Annotated in this window: 13 protein-coding genes; 10 read left to right on the top strand and 3 right to left on the bottom strand. The window is 41.8% G+C overall.

Annotation, left to right across the window (positions count from 1 at the left end; genetic code table 11):
- The first annotated feature begins 330 nt into the window (after positions 1-330).
- Complete coding sequence (locus tag HUZ36_RS21895; protein ID WP_176033615.1) at positions 331-1359, top strand: tetratricopeptide repeat protein; 1029 nt, start codon at positions 331-333, stop codon at positions 1357-1359.
- A gap of 59 nt (positions 1360-1418) precedes the next feature.
- On the opposite strand, the gene HUZ36_RS18170 is transcribed toward HUZ36_RS21895, so the two are convergent.
- Entirely contained in the window at positions 1419-2198 is a 780-nt protein-coding gene (locus tag HUZ36_RS18170; protein ID WP_176033616.1) for a nucleoside-binding protein, read from the bottom strand.
- A gap of 73 nt (positions 2199-2271) precedes the next feature.
- Complete coding sequence (locus HUZ36_RS18175; RefSeq protein ID WP_176033617.1) at positions 2272-3585, bottom strand: Na+/H+ antiporter NhaC family protein; 1314 nt, start codon at positions 3583-3585, stop codon at positions 2272-2274.
- 273 nt (positions 3586-3858) lie between these two features.
- On the opposite strand from HUZ36_RS18175, the gene dapB reads away from it, so the two are divergent.
- The 8 genes from dapB to HUZ36_RS18215 all read left to right on the top strand — a co-directional run bounded on the left by dapB (position 3859) and on the right by HUZ36_RS18215 (position 15909).
- Positions 3859-4662: a 4-hydroxy-tetrahydrodipicolinate reductase gene (gene dapB, locus HUZ36_RS18180; RefSeq protein WP_176033618.1), complete on the top strand. Its 804-nt coding sequence runs from the start codon at positions 3859-3861 to the stop codon at positions 4660-4662.
- A 207-nt stretch (positions 4663-4869) separates the two neighbouring features.
- Positions 4870-6006 carry a glutamine-hydrolyzing carbamoyl-phosphate synthase small subunit gene (gene carA, locus HUZ36_RS18185; protein ID WP_128732656.1) on the top strand — a complete coding sequence of 379 codons (1137 nt, stop codon included), beginning with the start codon at positions 4870-4872 and terminating at the stop codon, positions 6004-6006.
- Positions 6007-6022: 16 nt separating this feature from the next.
- Complete coding sequence (gene carB / locus HUZ36_RS18190) at positions 6023-9241, top strand: carbamoyl-phosphate synthase large subunit (protein WP_176033619.1); 3219 nt, start codon at positions 6023-6025, stop codon at positions 9239-9241.
- Between the two features lie 46 nt (positions 9242-9287).
- Entirely contained in the window at positions 9288-9764 is a 477-nt protein-coding gene (gene greA, locus HUZ36_RS18195; RefSeq protein WP_125253230.1) for a transcription elongation factor GreA, read from the top strand.
- A 327-nt stretch (positions 9765-10091) separates the two neighbouring features.
- Positions 10092-10697, top strand: coding sequence for a hypothetical protein (locus HUZ36_RS18200; RefSeq protein ID WP_147391121.1), 606 nt, complete (start codon positions 10092-10094; stop codon positions 10695-10697).
- Positions 10698-11229: 532 nt separating this feature from the next.
- Positions 11230-11505: a hypothetical protein gene (locus HUZ36_RS18205; RefSeq protein ID WP_147390501.1), complete on the top strand. Its 276-nt coding sequence runs from the start codon at positions 11230-11232 to the stop codon at positions 11503-11505.
- Between the two features lie 504 nt (positions 11506-12009).
- Positions 12010-14805 (top strand): collagenase, encoded by a 2796-nt coding sequence (locus tag HUZ36_RS18210; protein WP_176033620.1) that lies wholly within the window; start codon positions 12010-12012, stop codon positions 14803-14805.
- 351 nt (positions 14806-15156) lie between these two features.
- Positions 15157-15909, top strand: coding sequence for a transporter substrate-binding domain-containing protein (locus HUZ36_RS18215; RefSeq protein ID WP_176033621.1), 753 nt, complete (start codon positions 15157-15159; stop codon positions 15907-15909).
- Positions 15910-16044: 135 nt separating this feature from the next.
- Here the strand turns inward: HUZ36_RS18215 and HUZ36_RS18220 are convergent, their stop codons facing one another.
- Complete coding sequence (locus tag HUZ36_RS18220; RefSeq protein WP_128731049.1) at positions 16045-16485, bottom strand: VOC family protein; 441 nt, start codon at positions 16483-16485, stop codon at positions 16045-16047.
- Positions 16486-16645: 160 nt separating this feature from the next.
- Between HUZ36_RS18220 and HUZ36_RS18225 the strand changes: the two genes are divergently transcribed.
- A complete protein-coding gene (locus HUZ36_RS18225) occupies positions 16646-17707 on the top strand; it encodes a GGDEF domain-containing protein (RefSeq protein ID WP_254879585.1) in 1062 nt (353 codons plus the stop codon).
- Positions 17708-17718 lie beyond the last annotated feature (11 nt).

The following is a 17718-nucleotide window of genomic DNA, read 5'->3' on the forward strand; positions in this document are numbered from 1 at the left end:
TAGGAGGCGGTTTACCCGCCGAGCTGTTGGGTCTCTCAAACAAAAAGAATAAAACAGTCTACTCTGTAACATCGCGAAGTAAACTCGCACCCACCACGATATCAACAAGGTGCTGTACTTTGTAGGAGGCGGTTTACCCGCCGAGCTGTTAGGTCTCTCAAACAAAAAGAATAAAAACATCCTACTTTGTAACATCGCGAGGTAAATTCGCTCCCACTACAATATCAACTTCATTGTCGAGTCAGATTTTTACTCTTTTATGTGATAAGTTTGATGTAAACTACTAAGCTTCATTATGATTGTTTAAGCTGGCGCGATAGGAGTATTTGTGTGCTACAGGTTGCATTATTGCTTTCTGCATTTGTTGTGTTAACGCCTAACGAGCTATTCAAGACACTACAGGCTATTCAGGGAGCAAACGCGTCTAATCCGAGCGAAGCTTTGGAAATATATACCAAGGTACAGCCAGTCCTGCCTAAAACCCCTTCAAAAGGGTTATACGAAATTCATTTAGCCGGCCTCAAGTCAGGAATTAGAGCAAACGATGTTGGGTTAATCAAAAGTATTATTAACCTTTTCTCAGAAAATAAAGATTGGTTACATTATTTAAACTATGAGAAAGGTGAAATAGCCACTTATCTTGCTATTTATTTTAGAAGGACCGGTAAGTTTGAGCTGGCAGAGAAGAGCTATGAATGTGCAATTCGATTTTCGACAAATGAACAAAAGCAAAAGATCATAAATAACTTAGCTGTACTATATCGGACAGCGGGTCAGTTGGATGAAGCTGAAGAGATTCTTGATAGAGCTCTTATCGAGTATAGGGAAGAGGAACACATTAAAGCAGCGTTACATAATAATTTAGCGAACGTATATTTTGATCGGGCAAATTATGAAAAAGCGGCTGAGTTGTATCGGCTGGCGTTTCTACACCATCAACAGTCGGGGGAGAACTACGAGGCCAGCTATGTTGGCCTGAACCTACTCAATAGCTATATTGCGTCAAAACAATGGCAGGGCTATCAGCGTTATGTCAATACAGTGAAAATGCGCGTTGATCAAACCCAAGACAGCGAGTTAATAACAGTATTAATGTGGCAAGAACTTACTGTTAAAAGAGCAGAGCAGGTTGCTGAGTTGAATCAAGAACAGCAAGTTTTTTTATTAGACTCCCTTCCTATGCTTATGAAAACAGAGTATCACCACAACATAACAAGGTATGTGTCACTGCTACAGTTGCCGAAACTAACTACGCTATATCAAGATTTCGCCACTTATAAGAACCTAAGTGTCAGAAAACTAGATGATAATAAGCAGTCTCTAGATCTCGTTTTGTCTTGGTGCCAAGAGGGAATTTAGTTCAGTGTCGGCTACAAGAAGCATAAACGCTAGTAGCCGCTGCATCATGGGTACTGGGTTTAGAAAGTCCATGCAAGGTGTAATTGTGGAACGGATTCGTTGGTATCTGTACCAAGTTTGTTGTGCCAATACTGCCATTCCACACCTAACATCAGCTGATTATCTGGCATCCCCAACGCATAGCCGAGATCCCATTGAAGAATTGGTTGTGCGAGCAGCCAGCCTTTAACATCATTACCAAGCTCGTTTTCTCGCTCGCCAATATATTCTACATGGCCAGTAAGATAGAACTTTTGTTCGCCTATTTTGAAAGGATAGCCCCATGCAAGATCTATCATCCAACTATCACTTTCCTTAGGAGCGCCGCCATTGCTGATCCCTTGGCTATCGTCTTGATAGAGAGTAAATGTAGATGAGAAAAAGTTGAACCCTTCAAAGTTCCAGTTCACTTTGACACCAGGTAAGTATTTCATCACTTTAGCATCTCCAGCTGCATTGAAGCCCATTGTTAGGCTAACGTCAGCTATAGCGTCAAAAGAAGACTTAAAATCAGCAATCTTTGACATGGAGAAGCTTGAATACCACTCCCCATAAAAGTCACCATCTTGATAGTCATCAGTGAGATCATCTTTACTGTAATCGATAAAAAAGAAGTTATCACCATAGCGATAGCCTGAAGCATGTTGAAGCGAATAAACGGTTGTGGTTGCTTCATTTTTGCTAAAGGGGTTTTTAAAGTCGCCGTGGTTGACGTGCAGCTGTGTAGTGCTCCAATCAGCGGCATAGCTAAGTGAGCTAACAGCAAGTGAGGATAAAGTAATGAGCGTATTGAGTTTCATTTATTAATTCGGATAACATTAAAAATGAAAGTATAACAAAAGCGCCCTAAGTTGGGCGCTTAAAGTAAATAAATTATGCTTTATTTCTTCTTAGGCAAATAACACAAATGGCAGTGAGCGCTAGAATAAAACAGTAATAAGATGAACTAGATACATCCCACGGGCTGATTTTAAAAGTAGCACCGAGTAACAGTGCCTGTGCACCATAGGGTAAAGAACCCTGCATAACGCACGCAAAAATATCGAGTAAGCTTGCAGAGCGCTTAGCTGAAATGTTTCCGTCTTCAGCTAGCTTTTTAGCAACAGGGCCAGCAACAATAATACTTACAGTGTTATTTGCAATACATAGATTACTGGTTAATACAAGCGCTGCAATACCGAGTTGATCAGCGACTTGGCGGTGCCATTTAGCAATGATACTGGTAATTTTTTGGATTTGCTTTGCTAAAAAATCGAGGCCGCCATTGATACGAATAAACTCGGATAGGCCACCAATGAACATAGATAGTAAGAAAATCTCCTGCATATCACTGAAGCCTTTGTAGACGTCATTTAGGAACGCTGCGCCTTGGTAGTCACCCACAAAACCTATGCAGCCAGCAAACACAATGCCACTAAAAAGAACAACAAAAACATTAATCCCAATCACTGCCAAGACCAAGATAAACGCATAGGGTAAAACTAATAGCCAATCAAACGGTTTGGTTTCTACAACCTGCGGCTCTGGGGTTAAAAATACTAATAGCAAGACAGTCAACAACGCAGCAGGTAGGGCTATCTTTAGATTCTCTCTAAATTTATCTTTCATTTCACAGCCTTGGGTTCGTGTGGCTGCAATTGTGGTGTCAGAAATAATAGATAAGTTATCGCCAAACATTGCACCCGATACTATAGTGCCAGCCATCAGTGCAGGGTCGATCCCCGTTTTCATCGCCACTGCAACAGCAATAGGGCCAATCGCACCAATTGTGCCCATGGAAGTTCCCATTGCAGTAGAGACGACAGCGGAAATAAGGAAAAGGCCAGGTAATAGGAAAGCTGGAGGAATAAGTGACAAACCTGCGTTAACCACAGCATCGACACCACCTGTTGCACTTGCAACGGCTGAGAAAGCACCTGCCAATAAATAGATGAGGCACATGGTGATGATGTTGCTGTGTCCAGCGCCTCGAATAAACGTTTCGACACTGCGGTTTATGGTATCTTTATTGAGTAAAAAAGCCAAAACAATGGCGGGTAGAATAGCAACGGGCGCTTTTAATTGATAAAACGCATAGTCGACGCCCTGTGATTGTAAATACAATCCTGCGCCAAGAAAAATCCCTACAAAGGTCAGCAGTGGCAATAATGATAGTTTTGCCTTTGTTTGATTGTAATTTGGTTGCATAGCACTCCCCAACATAAAGCACAGCCAATAATTGGCTGTAAAACCGCAAAACACGCCTAATAAGATGAAGTTTTTTCAACCCTAATAGGTTAGCGAGCGCGGCAGTTTATATGTTTAGACGTCTAAAGTCTAATGTTTTATTATTTTCAACTTGACTGACTATGACATACAGATACGGTAAACTCTACTCCTGCAAAAACGCATTTCTACATATCCGGTTAGCCATAATTGCTACCATTCGGATAATTAATATCGTAAAAATAAGGGTGACACATGACAAGAATAGGTATTTATGGTGCGAATGGCAGAATGGGACTTGCATTAATTGAAGCTTGTTATTTATCGCAACAAGCTGAGCTGATCTGCGCTTTCGTTCGAGAAAGTTCACAATACCTTGATAAAGCAATTACTCAATTGCAGCCAAAGGCAGACACAAATATTCGTTTTAGCTCTGAACAAGATACGCTTGAAAATGTTGATGTATTAATCGACTTCACTTTACCTGAGGGAATGAAGCAACACCTATCAGCCGCGATTGCTGCTAAAAAGCCAATGGTGATCGGTACCACAGGTCTTACTACAACTGAAATGGAACTGCTAGTTGAGGCTGCAAAGGAAATACCTATTGTCTTTTCTCGTAATTATAGTGTGGGTATTAATCTTCTCCTTAATTTAGTGCAAACAGCGGCACAGAAGCTTGCTGACGAGATGGACATTGAAATCTTTGAGGCACACCACCGCCACAAAATCGACGCTCCGTCAGGTACCGCACTGGCTATTGGTGAAGCGATAGCAGAAGCTAAAGGCTGGCAGCATGACGATGTTGCGGTTTATGACCGAAGTCACAGCCATGAAGCGAAATCACAACATGAGATTGGTTATTCGGTGCTTAGAGCGGGTGATATAGTAGGTGAACATACCGCTTACTTTGCAACAATGGGGGAAAGACTCGAATTAACACATAAAGCTGCATCGAGATTGACCTTTGCATCAGGCGCTGTAAGGGCTGCGCAATGGTTAAAAGATAAACCAGCAGGCCTTTACGATATGCAAGATGTCCTAGATTTAAAGAAGTAAGCATATCATTTTGCGGCTTTAAAGTAAAAAAAGAGTTTAAAGGCTTATTTTTGTAATTTTGGTGATTTTAATTAGACGAAATGTGATTCATGCTGTAGACTATAACGAATTTGCCAAAATTTTAATAACTGCGTGTTACCAAGCGCTTTGTAGACGGGATGTTGAGCGTTTTGCTTTCGCCCGTTTTTTACTATCTAGGAGGTTAACTTGACTAAATCCGCTCTGTTAGTCCTTGAAGACGGCACGGTTTTTCGTGGTACTGCTATCGGTGCTGACGGTATGTCAGTCGGTGAAGTAGTATTCAATACGTCAATGACGGGGTATCAAGAGATCTTAACGGATCCTTCATACGCGGAACAAATCGTTACGCTCACTTACCCACATATCGGCAACACCGGTACTAACAGCGAAGATGAGGAAGCGGACAAAATCTGGGCAAAAGGCCTAGTGATCCGTGACTTACCACTGCTTGCGAGTAATTTCCGTAATGAACAGTCATTAAGTGACTACTTAAAAGAACGCAATATCTTAGGGATAGCAGATATTGATACTCGTAAACTCACTCGCATTCTTCGTGATAAAGGAGCCCAAAATGGTTGTATTATCGCAGGTGATGAAGTTGACGAGCAACAAGCGCTAGAAGCTGCGCAAGCATTCCCTGGCTTAAAAGGGATGGATTTAGCAAAAGTAGTGACAACAGAAACTCAGTTTGAATGGCGTGAATCAAGCTGGACTCTGGGCGAAGGTTTTAAAACACTTCGCGCTGAAGATGAAAAGTTTCATGTTGTTGCCTATGACTTTGGTGTGAAAAAGAACATTCTTAGAATGCTAGTTGACAGAGGCTGTAAACTAACAGTTGTTCCAGCAGAAACCTCCGCTGCTGATGTCCTAGCACTCAACCCTGATGGCATCTTCCTATCAAACGGTCCTGGTGACCCTGAACCATGTACTTATGCCATTGACGCGATAAAAGCATTTTTAGAAACAGACACACCTATTTTCGGTATTTGCTTAGGCCACCAGTTATTAGCACTCGCTTCTGGTGCAAAAACAGTGAAAATGAAGTTTGGTCACCATGGTGGCAACCACCCGGTTAAAGACTTAGATCGTAACGTTGTGATGATCACAGCACAAAACCATGGCTTCGCTGCTGACGAAGCAACGCTTCCTGATAACCTACGTGCAACGCATAAGTCTTTGTTTGATGGCACACTGCAAGGGATCCATCGTACTGATAAGCCTGCGTTTAGCTTCCAAGGTCACCCTGAAGCAAGCCCAGGTCCACATGATGCAGCACCGTTATTCGACCATTTCATTGAATTAATGCAATCTCGCAACGCTTAATTAGACCGGAGTAATAATGCCAAAACGTACTGACATAAAAAGCATTCTGATTTTGGGCGCAGGCCCAATTGTTATCGGCCAAGCCTGTGAATTTGACTACTCTGGTGCTCAGGCCTGTAAAGCGCTGAGAGAAGAAGGATATCGAGTCATTCTTGTAAACTCGAACCCTGCAACGATCATGACTGACCCTGAAATGGCTGATGCAACGTACATTGAACCAATTCACTGGGAAGTTGTTGAAAAAATCATCGAAAAAGAAAAGCCAGATGCTGTCCTTCCTACGATGGGTGGTCAGACAGCACTAAACTGTGCGCTTGATTTAGACAAGCATGGTGTACTTGCTAAGCACGGTGTAGAGTTAATTGGTGCGACGGCAGATGCAATCGACAAAGCAGAAAACCGCGAGCGTTTTGATATCGCGATGAAAAACATTGGCCTTGAGTGTCCTCGCGCAGAGATTGCACACTCAATGGATGAAGCAAAAGACGTGCTAACGCGTATCGGTTTCCCATGTATCATCCGTCCTTCTTTCACCATGGGTGGTACCGGTGGCGGTGTTGCTTACAACATGGAAGAATTTGAAGAAATCTGTACACGTGGTTTAGACCTTTCACCAACTAATGAGCTTCTAATTGATGAGAGCTTACTAGGTTGGAAAGAGTATGAGATGGAAGTTGTTCGTGACAAAAACGACAACTGCATCATTGTATGTTCTATTGAAAACTTTGACCCCATGGGTGTTCACACAGGTGACTCAATCACTGTTGCACCAGCACAAACATTAACTGACAAAGAATACCAGCTAATGCGTAATGCTTCGATGGCGGTACTACGTGAAATTGGTGTTGAAACAGGTGGTTCAAACGTTCAATTTGGTGTGAATCCAAAGGATGGCCGTATGGTTATCATTGAGATGAACCCTCGTGTATCTCGTTCATCTGCACTAGCCTCAAAAGCAACGGGTTTCCCAATCGCGAAAATTGCAGCAAAATTGGCTGTGGGCTACACGCTTGATGAGCTACAAAACGACATCACTGGTGGCGCGACACCGGCGTCATTCGAGCCTTCAATTGACTACGTTGTTACCAAAATCCCTCGTTTTAACTTTGAGAAGTTCGCTGGTGCAAATGACCGTCTAACGACTCAGATGAAGTCTGTTGGTGAGGTTATGGCGATTGGTCGTAACCAACAAGAGTCTCTTCACAAAGCACTTCGTGGTTTAGAAGTGGGTGCAACAGGTTTTAACCCGATTGTTGCACTTGATGCGCCAAACGCAAAAGAAACCATCATTCGTGAGTTACGTGAGCCAGGTGCAGAGCGTATTTGGTACATTGCAGATGCAATGCGTCACGGTATGAGCGTTGAAGATGTATTTGAGTTAACCAAGATTGATCGCTGGTACTTAGTGCAGATTGAAGACATCATTAAAGATGAAACTAAGATTGCAGAAGCGGGTCTTGCTGGTCTTAACAAAGATTTCCTTCGTCGCCTCAAGCGCAAAGGTTTCGCTGATGCGCGCATCGCTGAGATTGCAGGTGTTTCTGAAAAAGAAATCCGCAAGAAGCGTCATCAGTTAGAAATTCTACCTGTTTACAAGCGTGTTGATACTTGTGCAGCAGAATTCAGCTCAGACACAGCTTACATGTACTCTACATATGACGAAGAATGTGAAGCAGCACCGTCTGACAAAGACAAGATCATGGTTATCGGCGGCGGCCCTAACCGTATTGGTCAAGGCATCGAATTTGATTACTGTTGTGTTCATGCGGCGCTTGCAATGCGTGAAGATGGCTATGAAACTATCATGGTTAACTGTAACCCTGAGACTGTTTCAACCGACTATGATACGTCAGATCGTCTATTCTTCGAGCCAATTACACTTGAAGATGTGCTAGAAATCGTACGCGTTGAGAAGCCAAAAGGCGTTATCGTTCAGTACGGTGGTCAAACACCACTTAAGCTAGCGCGTGACCTTGAAGCGAATGGTGTGCCAGTTATTGGTACTTCTCCTGACGCAATCGACCGTGCAGAAGACCGTGAGCGTTTCCAGCAACTTGTTGAGCGCCTTGACCTTCTTCAGCCTGAGAACGCGACAGTTACTTCTCTAGAAGAAGCGGTTGCTAAGTCTCAAGAGATCGGTTTCCCATTAGTTGTTCGTCCATCATACGTATTAGGTGGTCGTGCTATGGAAATCGTATATGACGAAGATGACTTACGTCGTTACATGACTGAGGCGGTATCTGTATCTAACGAAGCACCAGTTCTTCTTGACCGCTTCTTAGATGATGCAATCGAAGTTGACGTTGATGCTATCTGTGATGGTGAAAACGTGATTATTGGCGGTATTATGGAGCACATCGAGCAGGCGGGTGTTCACTCAGGTGACTCAGCATGTTCATTACCAGCACACTCTCTATCGCAAGATATTCAAGACGTTATGCGCAAGCAAGTACGTGATATGGCGCTAGAGCTTGGTGTTGTGGGTTTAATGAATACTCAGTTTGCTGTGAAAGATGGCAAAGTATACCTAATCGAGGTTAACCCTCGTGCAGCACGTACAGTACCGTTTGTTTCGAAGGCAACGGGTGTTGCACTGGCAAAAGTAGCAGCGCGTTGTATGGTTGGGCAGTCTCTTGAAAGCCAAGGTGTAACAAAAGAAGTTATCCCTCCTTATTATAGCGTGAAGGAAGTTGTACTCCCATTCGCTAAATTCTTAGGTGTTGACCCAATGCGTGGTCCAGAGATGCGCTCTACGGGTGAAGTGATGGGTGTTGGTGAAAACTTCGCCGAAGCATTCGCAAAAGCCCAATTAGGTGCATCAAACACTTTACCACGTGGCGGCCGCGCGCTACTATCTGTGCGTAATGGTGATAAGGCACGCGTCGTTGAACTGGCTAAGACAATGAAAGCCATTGGTTTTGAGCTAGATGCAACGAATGGTACGGCGAAAGCGCTTGAAGAAGCGGGTATTGAAGTACGTCGCGTAAACAAAGTATTCGAAGGCCGTCCTCATATTCTTGACCGTATCAAGAATGGTGAGTACAGCTATATCGTTAATACGACCGAAGGTCGCCAAGCTATTGAAGACTCGAAGGTGTTACGTCGTGGTGCACTTCAGCATAAGACTAACTACACCACTACGCTAAATGCAGCGTTTGCAAACTGTACAGCGAATGCAGCTGACGACAGAAGCTCTGTAAACTCTGTTCAAGAATTACACCAGCGTTTGAACTAAAAAGAACAAAGCCAGAGCATATGCTCTGGCGATGAGTGAGATACTTATGCAATCAATTCCGATGACAGTGCGAGGCGAAGAATTGCTTCGTGAAGAACTGAATCATTTAAAAAAAGTTGTTCGCCCAAAAATTGTTGCAGACATTGCAGAAGCACGTGAACACGGCGATTTGAAAGAAAACGCTGAATATCATGCAGCAAGAGAGCAGCAAGGTTTTTGTGAAGGCCGTATTCAAGAAATTGAAGCGAAACTTTCAACTGCACAAATAATTGATGTAACTAAAATGCAAAATAACGGCAAGGTTATTTTTGGCAGTACGGTTACTATCGTTAATGTGGATACGGACGAAGAAGTTAGCTACCGCATTGTTGGTGATGATGAAGCAGATATTAAAAATAACTTAATTTCTGTTAACTCTCCAATTGCGCGTGGATTAATTGGCAAAGAGCTAGATGATACAGTGAATATTCAAACGCCAAATGGCCTAGTTGAGTATGAAATCATCGAGGTTGAATACAAGTAATCCTTTTCAATTAAAAGCCCGTATTTTGAAAAATACGGGCTTTTTTGTTACCCACCTTGTCATACCTCTTCCTCACCTCTATGAATATGGATGCACAGGTGTTCACTTAATACTATGTTATCAACAACCTCTTCTCGTTTATTAAGATTAATTGGTATTAATCCAGTTAATTGATGTAGCTTCTTACCCCGTGTCTCAGTCACTGAACTTAAACGAGTCTGAACGCTCACTCAGAACTTAGCTGTAATGTCATGTAATTGCTAATTATGCAAAACCTTCTAGGGTTTGTGTTAATCCTTGACACGGAACAAAAATGAGGAGGTACATGTGCCATTTGAAATGGAACAGTTTAAAACTGAAGGATTTGAGCTTTTTATATCAAGTTGGAAAGAGAGGCTAGCAAGCACAGGAATTCATCAAGAGTTACCCAGTCAAAAGCATGAGTTTTGGCGCACTCTACGACTAAGATCCACAGTGGATCTCAGCAAGCATAGCGCACTTCTCCAAGGGGTTAGCTTGGCTAGGTACGACACATACCTCGTTCTTACTGCTTTGTTGTACACCAATAGCTTGTTTGAGAGTAAAGACCTAATTATCGGCCATAACTTGCCAGGACACTTTTTTAATGACGCTAATCCAGCTCAGCAGTGTTTTTCTCGAGAATTGCTTGATTCTCTTAATCTCAACCAGCCGCTTTGCTTAATCGATGAATACTTCGAGAATTTTGAGATAAATACAATATGCTATGAGCAATTACGCAAGGCCGTTCCGACATGGCACGATGCGTTTCATGAGCTGGAAGCCGTAACAAATTTCACTTCGGCGCCACGCTCAGCATCCCAGCTTCCTAGTAGTTTATTATATTTTATACCGCAGCTATTTTCTGAAAAGCAGATTATTGAGCAGTGTAATCATTTATCCGCGCTTTATTGACTCAAACTTTAGGTAGAGAGTGTTAATACCAATTTGACTTAATACTTGCTCAATTTGAAGGAGTAAATCTGACGCTAACTGCGTTAAAAAATTTCTCATTTAGAACAACTAAATATCAAAATTTTTGCCTTGCCTACACGGATGTAGGTACCTTGGCGATAGCAGGACGCGGTAGCGGAGTTATCGACAGGATTTTCTCGCCTCAAAATAGACTACTTAATTAAGCAAATTGGTATAAAGGCCACATAAAACTTGCGGCTAAAAAAGTATAAGTTATTCGAAGTCCGGTTTGATGAATATGAGGCATTTTAGCTTTTTGGCGATAGTTGAGTACCTAGCCACAGAGTGTGAATAAGGGATAAATTTGCATGCAAATTAATTAGCCGATGATGTAACAATTGACACAGTTTGAAACGAATTTACTTTAGACTTTTTTGCTGTGCTTGCTACACTTTATTTGTTCCCAAAACCAATTAGACACCGATCCCTAAGCATTGTGATATGGATCGGTATCTTTATTTATAGGATTAGCATGAGTTTATTAAAAAGTGCACTTATTAAGACTTTAAAAAGTAAATCTACTCAGCAGGTCGCTTCGGTCGTGCTTGATAAAGCATTGAAGCAGGGAAAGGAGTTCATAGACTCACGAAACACGCAAATGAAAAGTGAGACTGATGAGTTAGTATTGGGACTTCAGCACCTATTAGTGCAGAAGCCAACGGATGGTATTTATTCCATTTCGCTTTCAAACTGTAAAATTAGAGTTAAAATATCATCAGGTGCCATCGCCCAAATAGATAAAATTTAAAATATTCTCCTTTTCTGTAAATTTCTATTCCTCACCACCGTCAGTTAACCGATTTATCTTTATTTAACCAAGGGTTGGGTTTAAATGCTCGAAACTTGATATGTACTGTAATCTGGTAGTCTCAATGACAAATTATGACTGAGCTTATGCTCAAACTTTAGGTCGGGATAAGCAGTTAGTTAGTCAACTTAGGTGCCTCAGCGCAATATTGCTCTAGCCAGAAGTGATTTCTTAATATATGGCAAATTTATACATCAAAAGCAGCTCTATTCAAGCAAAACTAACGCTGTAGTACGCGATAATGGTTTCCTTTTTGGAAACAGCGGAGGTGGTATTGTGATTTCTACTTCGCGCATTTGAGCCCCTCCAACCAAGATATAAATCACCTCACTATTCCATAATGTTATATAAAATATATTGTATACATTGTGTATTTAATGTTAGAAAAATAAAACCCAATCGGATAGACCCGTTGGGTTTGGATACACAACATAAAGGTAACTTATGAAAACAACAAAATTTACGTCAGTCATGGTCGCGTTAGCAATGGCAGGAGCGGTAAACGCCCATCAAGAGTCAGAGCGATTATTTAAGCCATTAGAGGCGTCGAGCCAGGCAAAAATTAATATCTCGCATGGTCATGAACACAACGCCAAACGGGATAAAGCGCCGGTCGCCGAGAGTGAAGCTATGCAAGTTAGCCCATTACTCGCCGCACAAACTTCTCAAGTCAATACATTTTATGCTGACCGCAGCGAGCAGCTAAGCGTTTGCGACTTAGCTAGTCTGGCAAATGCCAACAGCAGTCAAATTGTTGCTGAAGTCAAGCTGCAAGGGGCTAGTTGTATCAATGCGCTATTTTCGGCTGAAAGCAGTACTCAATCAAAAGTGTTTACTTCTGATAAAATGTATGCCGCTGCGCAAAGCACAAAAGCGCTTTCTCAGAGCTACGCTGGCAACGGTAGCTCTGATCTAGAAGCTTTATACTTATTTATTCGTGCGGGCTTCTACGTCGAGTTTTACAACGACCAAGTGAGTTTTGCAACTTGGGTAAAGCCAGCTGTGAAAGAGGCTTTGGATGCGTTTGTAAATAATAGCCACTTTTACGATGACAATGATGCACATGGCAAAGTCTTAAGCGAAGCAATAATCACCATGGACTCGTCTGAGTTGCAAGACAGCTACCTGCCAGTAGTGAAGGCTTGGCTAGCAAAATGGAATGAAAGCTATGGGCAGAAATGGAATATGCGAAGCGCGGTAAATGGCATTTTTACGATTTTATATCGTGGACAATGGAATAGTAACTTCGTAGCGCAGGTAAAAAATGATCAAGAGCTAGTCCAATTATTAGGTAACTTTACGGCGCAAACTTGGATGATAAACTCTGATTCACAATACCTCATTATCAATGCTGCAAGCGAACTGGCAAGACTAAAGCTATATGATGGTGCAGCAATACAAGACAACGTAGACAATCAACTAGTGTCACTATTTTCACGCTATGAGAGCTATGGCTTTGGGGATGGAGTATGGTTGGCTGCGGCTGATGTTGCAACGTATTACTCGGATTGTAGTAAGTTTGATATTTGTGACTTTGACAAAGAGCTAGAAGCGAAAGTTTTGTCACAGCAGCATAGCTGTAGCGACACCATTAAAATACGTGCACAAGAGTTAACACCCGTACAGCTGACATCTGCTTGTGAAAAAATGGAAGCAGAGGAAGTGCGTTTCCACGATATGCTTGAGACAGGTCGTTCACCCGTAGCAGACGATAACAATGATTTTCTTCAGGTTAATATCTTTAACAGTAGTTCAGACTATAAAAAATATGCTAAAGCCATTTTTAAAATAAGCACAGACAATGGTGGTATGTATCTGGAAGGGGATCCAAGCGATGTGAATAATATTGCTAACTTTGTTGCTTACGAGGCAAGCTATGCTAAACCCGATCACTACATCTGGAACTTAGAGCATGAGTATGTGCATTACCTTGATGGTCGTTTTGACTTGTATGGAGGATTTAATGCCCCAACCAAACCAATCGTGTGGTGGAGTGAAGGGGTTGCTGAATACATCGCAAACCTTAACGACAATCTAGCTGCTATCGATACGATTCAAGATGGCTCCACCTATACGCTAGCTGAAATCTTTAGCACCACTTACGATGGATTTGACCAAGATAGGATCTATCGTTGGGGATATTTAGGTGTCAGATTTATGTACGAAAGACACTTTGATGAAGTAAAGGCAATGCGACAAGAAACCAGAACCGCAAATTGGGATGGTTATCAAGAGCGTGTCAATCGTTGGGCGTCTCAGTATCAGTCTGAATTTGTGCAATGGTGTAATAGTTTGGTTGATGGCGGACAAAATAACGCGCCGACATCACAAATTAATGGCCCATATACAGGGACTGCTGATCAAGACATTCAGTTTTCGAGTCAAGGAAGCATAGATCCAGATGGTGACACATTAACGTATCTTTGGAGTTTTGGAGACGGTAGTGAGAGCAACATCGCTAATCCCACACATAACTATACTCAACCTGGTGAGTATCAAGTAAGTCTTACGGTTATGGATCCTGCCGGTTTAAGTCATGTAAGTAATACGATTGCTTCCATAAGTGCAGCGTCATCAGAAAAGTTACGTTCAGGAAGTCCAGTAATTATTTCAGGTGAACAAGATGAACAACTTGCCTTTTCCATTGACGTTGCTGCGGGTGTAGACAAATTAATTTTGACGACATCTGGAGGAACTGGAGATGTTGATCTGTATGTCAAAGCGGGAACAGCGCCAACATTCAATGAATTTGATTGCCGGCCTTATAAATCTGGTAACGAAGAAATATGCGAAATTGCTACCCCGGTAGCTGGCACTTATTACCTTATGCTACACGGTTACAATCGCTTTGAAAATGTTCAGTTATTAGGAGAGATCCAAACTAAGTCAACGGTTGAGGACATGTGCAAGTCTCAAGGTAGTATATCCAATGGCAGATTAACAGCCGGTAAAACGGTGTGTCTAGGTAGCCAAGATCCGATGTGGTTTAGCCTTGAAAATGTAAGTGCACAGCAATCAATTGTAATACAAACTGCCCATGGCAGCGGTGACTTGGGGCTTGAGTACAGTAATGGGGGGTGGCCAAATGGTAGCAATGTGGAGGCTAGCTCTTTTAATCAAGGTAATGTTGAATGTATCGAGCTCGATGCACAATCTTCGTATTGGGGATATATAAAAGTATCAGGTGCCCCAGCTGGTGCATCAATCAAAGTATCGTATAACGCGGGGAGCTGCAATTAGCTATAAAAGGGTAATCGACTATAATGTTTGAGGAGCTTTATGAGCTCCTTTTTCGTTACCCAGAGAATGATGTGACAGTTTTACTCAAAAGAGGCTAGGCTGTATTGATAATATAATACCAATTAGACTTAATACTTGCTCAATTTGAAAGTGTAAATCTGACGCTAACCGCGTTAAAAATGTCTTATTTTAGAACAACTAAATAAGACATTTTCCTTGCTTACTTGGATGTAGATACCTGAGCGAGAATAGAACGCGGTAGCGGAGTTATCGACAAGATTTTCCCGCCTCAAAATAGATCACGTAATTAAGATAATTGGTATAAGTGCTGTGTGAGTGATGAGGCCTGTGGTGTTAAAGATAGCTTTTCTTTCTATTTTTCTATTTCTGTTAGGGTCGTTTCCAGCATATAGCGCTCTGCAACAGACACTATATGTGTATCATAATAAGCCGCCATACATCACAGACTTAGACGCTCGTGAAGGCCTCTATTTTGATATTGTCAGGCTGATAAATAGCCATGCGACTGAGCTACAGTTTGACTTGCGATTTATTCCCCGCAAGCGTCTGGATAAACTGCTTCAAGAAGCACAGTTACCAGGCTTTATATTAGGGGTTAACCCAGCTTGGTTTGGGGACATAAAAAAACAGAAGTACCTTTGGAGCAGCCCATTAATGTATGACACGGATGAATTCGTATCGCATATTGAACATCCGTTTGAATATTATCATCCAAGCTCGTTGTCTGGCAATTTGGTCGGTACAATCGCTGGTTACTATTATCGATACCTTGATCAAAAAAATGAATATTCAAAAGTGCAAAGAGTAGATGTTAATTCTGAGGAAGCCTTGCTTGAAATGGTGTTGAAAAAACGGGTTAATGTTGCCATTGTCAGCCGCTCGACCACAGAGTATTTAGCCACTAAAAATGGTTGGAAAGAGGTGTTTTACTTTTCTCAAAATCCACATGAGACATATTACCGAGCGATTATGGCACCAGAGTCACTCAAAGCAGAATTTACGTTACTACAAGATGCACTAGACTCTGAGTTATTTAAAAAGCAACTTGTGACATTGCTAAAAAGTTATCATTTAGTCTACTGAAAAATCAAACTACAGTGGTGCCAAGTGCATGCTAACGTGCAACATCAATTTTAACTACAACATGAGCGCTAATCGTTGAGTGTATAACGGGCGGCATTAACGCTATTTTTCGAATCACGACAGCTGGGCGTTACGTTACCAGCTACCTGTATTTTCCATCGATTTCCACGGCTCTTGTGGTGGTAGTGCATCACCCTGTTGCAGTAATTCGATCGATATACCATCAGGTGACTTGATAAAGGCCATGTGGCCGCACCGAGGAGGCCTATTTATAATTACGCCGGCTTCTTGCAGTTTATGGCAAAGATCGTAAATATTTTCAACGGCAAAAGCCAAGTGCCCAAAATTACGACCGCCATCATATTTTTCGGGATCCCAGTTGTAAGTTAGCTCAATCGTGGGTGAAAAGCTCTCTCGCGCTTGCTCTGCTTGCTCAGGGGCTGCAAGATAAATCAAACTAAAACGACCTTGCTCACTGTCATACCGCTTTACCTCAATAAGCCCCAATAGATCACAATAAAAATTAAGTGACTCATTTAGATCGCTTACACGAACCATGGTGTGTAAATATTTCATTACTTATTCCTTCTGGGTTACTAACATCAATTTTAAAGCTTTACCTCATGGATTAAAAGCGAAGGCTTAACTTTATAAAAATGAGGCGGATTTCTGGCAATTTCTACATCGGGTAGTTAAGCTTTTTGACGATGGATAACGAATTAAAAGAAGGTGCTCGATGATGGCAGAACTTCCAGAGGTAATTGATAGCATGACAGACATCGTATCATGCTTAAATACAAGTGAGTCTTTGGAGCATTTTTTATTAAATGTTCACTGTATTGTGCAAAAAATTACCTATGCCGATAATTTTTATGTTGTGTTGCAACGTCAAGATGGCTCATTTGAGTTTCCTTATTTTCATGACGTCAAGGATAGTATTTCACTAGATGAGTTAAATAATTTAACTACAGCTGAGTTAAACAAGACGCTGACCTATTATGCGCTTAGTTCAGATAGCGTAAAAAATTACACCGAGCACTCGCTAAAGGCACTCACTTCCGCAGGTGTTATCGATATGCTAGGGAGCTTTCCCAAACAGTGGTTGTGTTTCCCATTAATGAATAAAGACAAGCATTTAGGTGCTTTTGTACTCCAGTCTTACCGCCGTCAAGATGAATACTCAGACAGCATGGTAGATCTTTTATACACGGTGAGTCATGTAATCGCTTCTGCAATGGATGCTTTTGCAAACCAGCAAGCATTAATTGACGCCAATCAAGCATTAAGAAAACACGAATTAGAGTTAGAAAAAACCGTACAAGCGCGAACCTTCGAACTTCAAGCGAGCCTGTCTGAGTTGCAATCAGAAATCGACAAACGCAAAGCGCTTCAAGAAAAGCTGGAATTTGATGCCTATCACGACAATCTCACGCAGCTTGCCAATAGAAAGTATTTGTTAAATGAGTTACAAAAATTATCTGCGCGTTCATCTCGTCAGCCAATTAATGTGTACCTAGGATATTTAGATTTAGATAATTTTAAACCAATCAATGACACTCATGGTCATCATAGTGGCGATGAAGTGCTGGTACATGTTGCTAGAAGATTGCAGGAGACATTAAGGGAGTATGACTTTGTATGTCGGATTGGTGGAGATGAATTTGTGTTTGTTATTAATGAAAGCATTGCATCAGACATGTTATCTCGATTAACAGAACGTATTCGCACTGAGGTTAACCAAGATATTTTGTTGAGTATGGTCAGCTTGTACAGGTTGGTTGTAGTATTGGAGTGGTGATTGCTGAAGGG

The organism is Pseudoalteromonas sp. McH1-7 (assembly GCF_013366255.1).
Lineage (GTDB): Bacteria > Pseudomonadota > Gammaproteobacteria > Enterobacterales > Alteromonadaceae > Pseudoalteromonas > Pseudoalteromonas peptidolytica.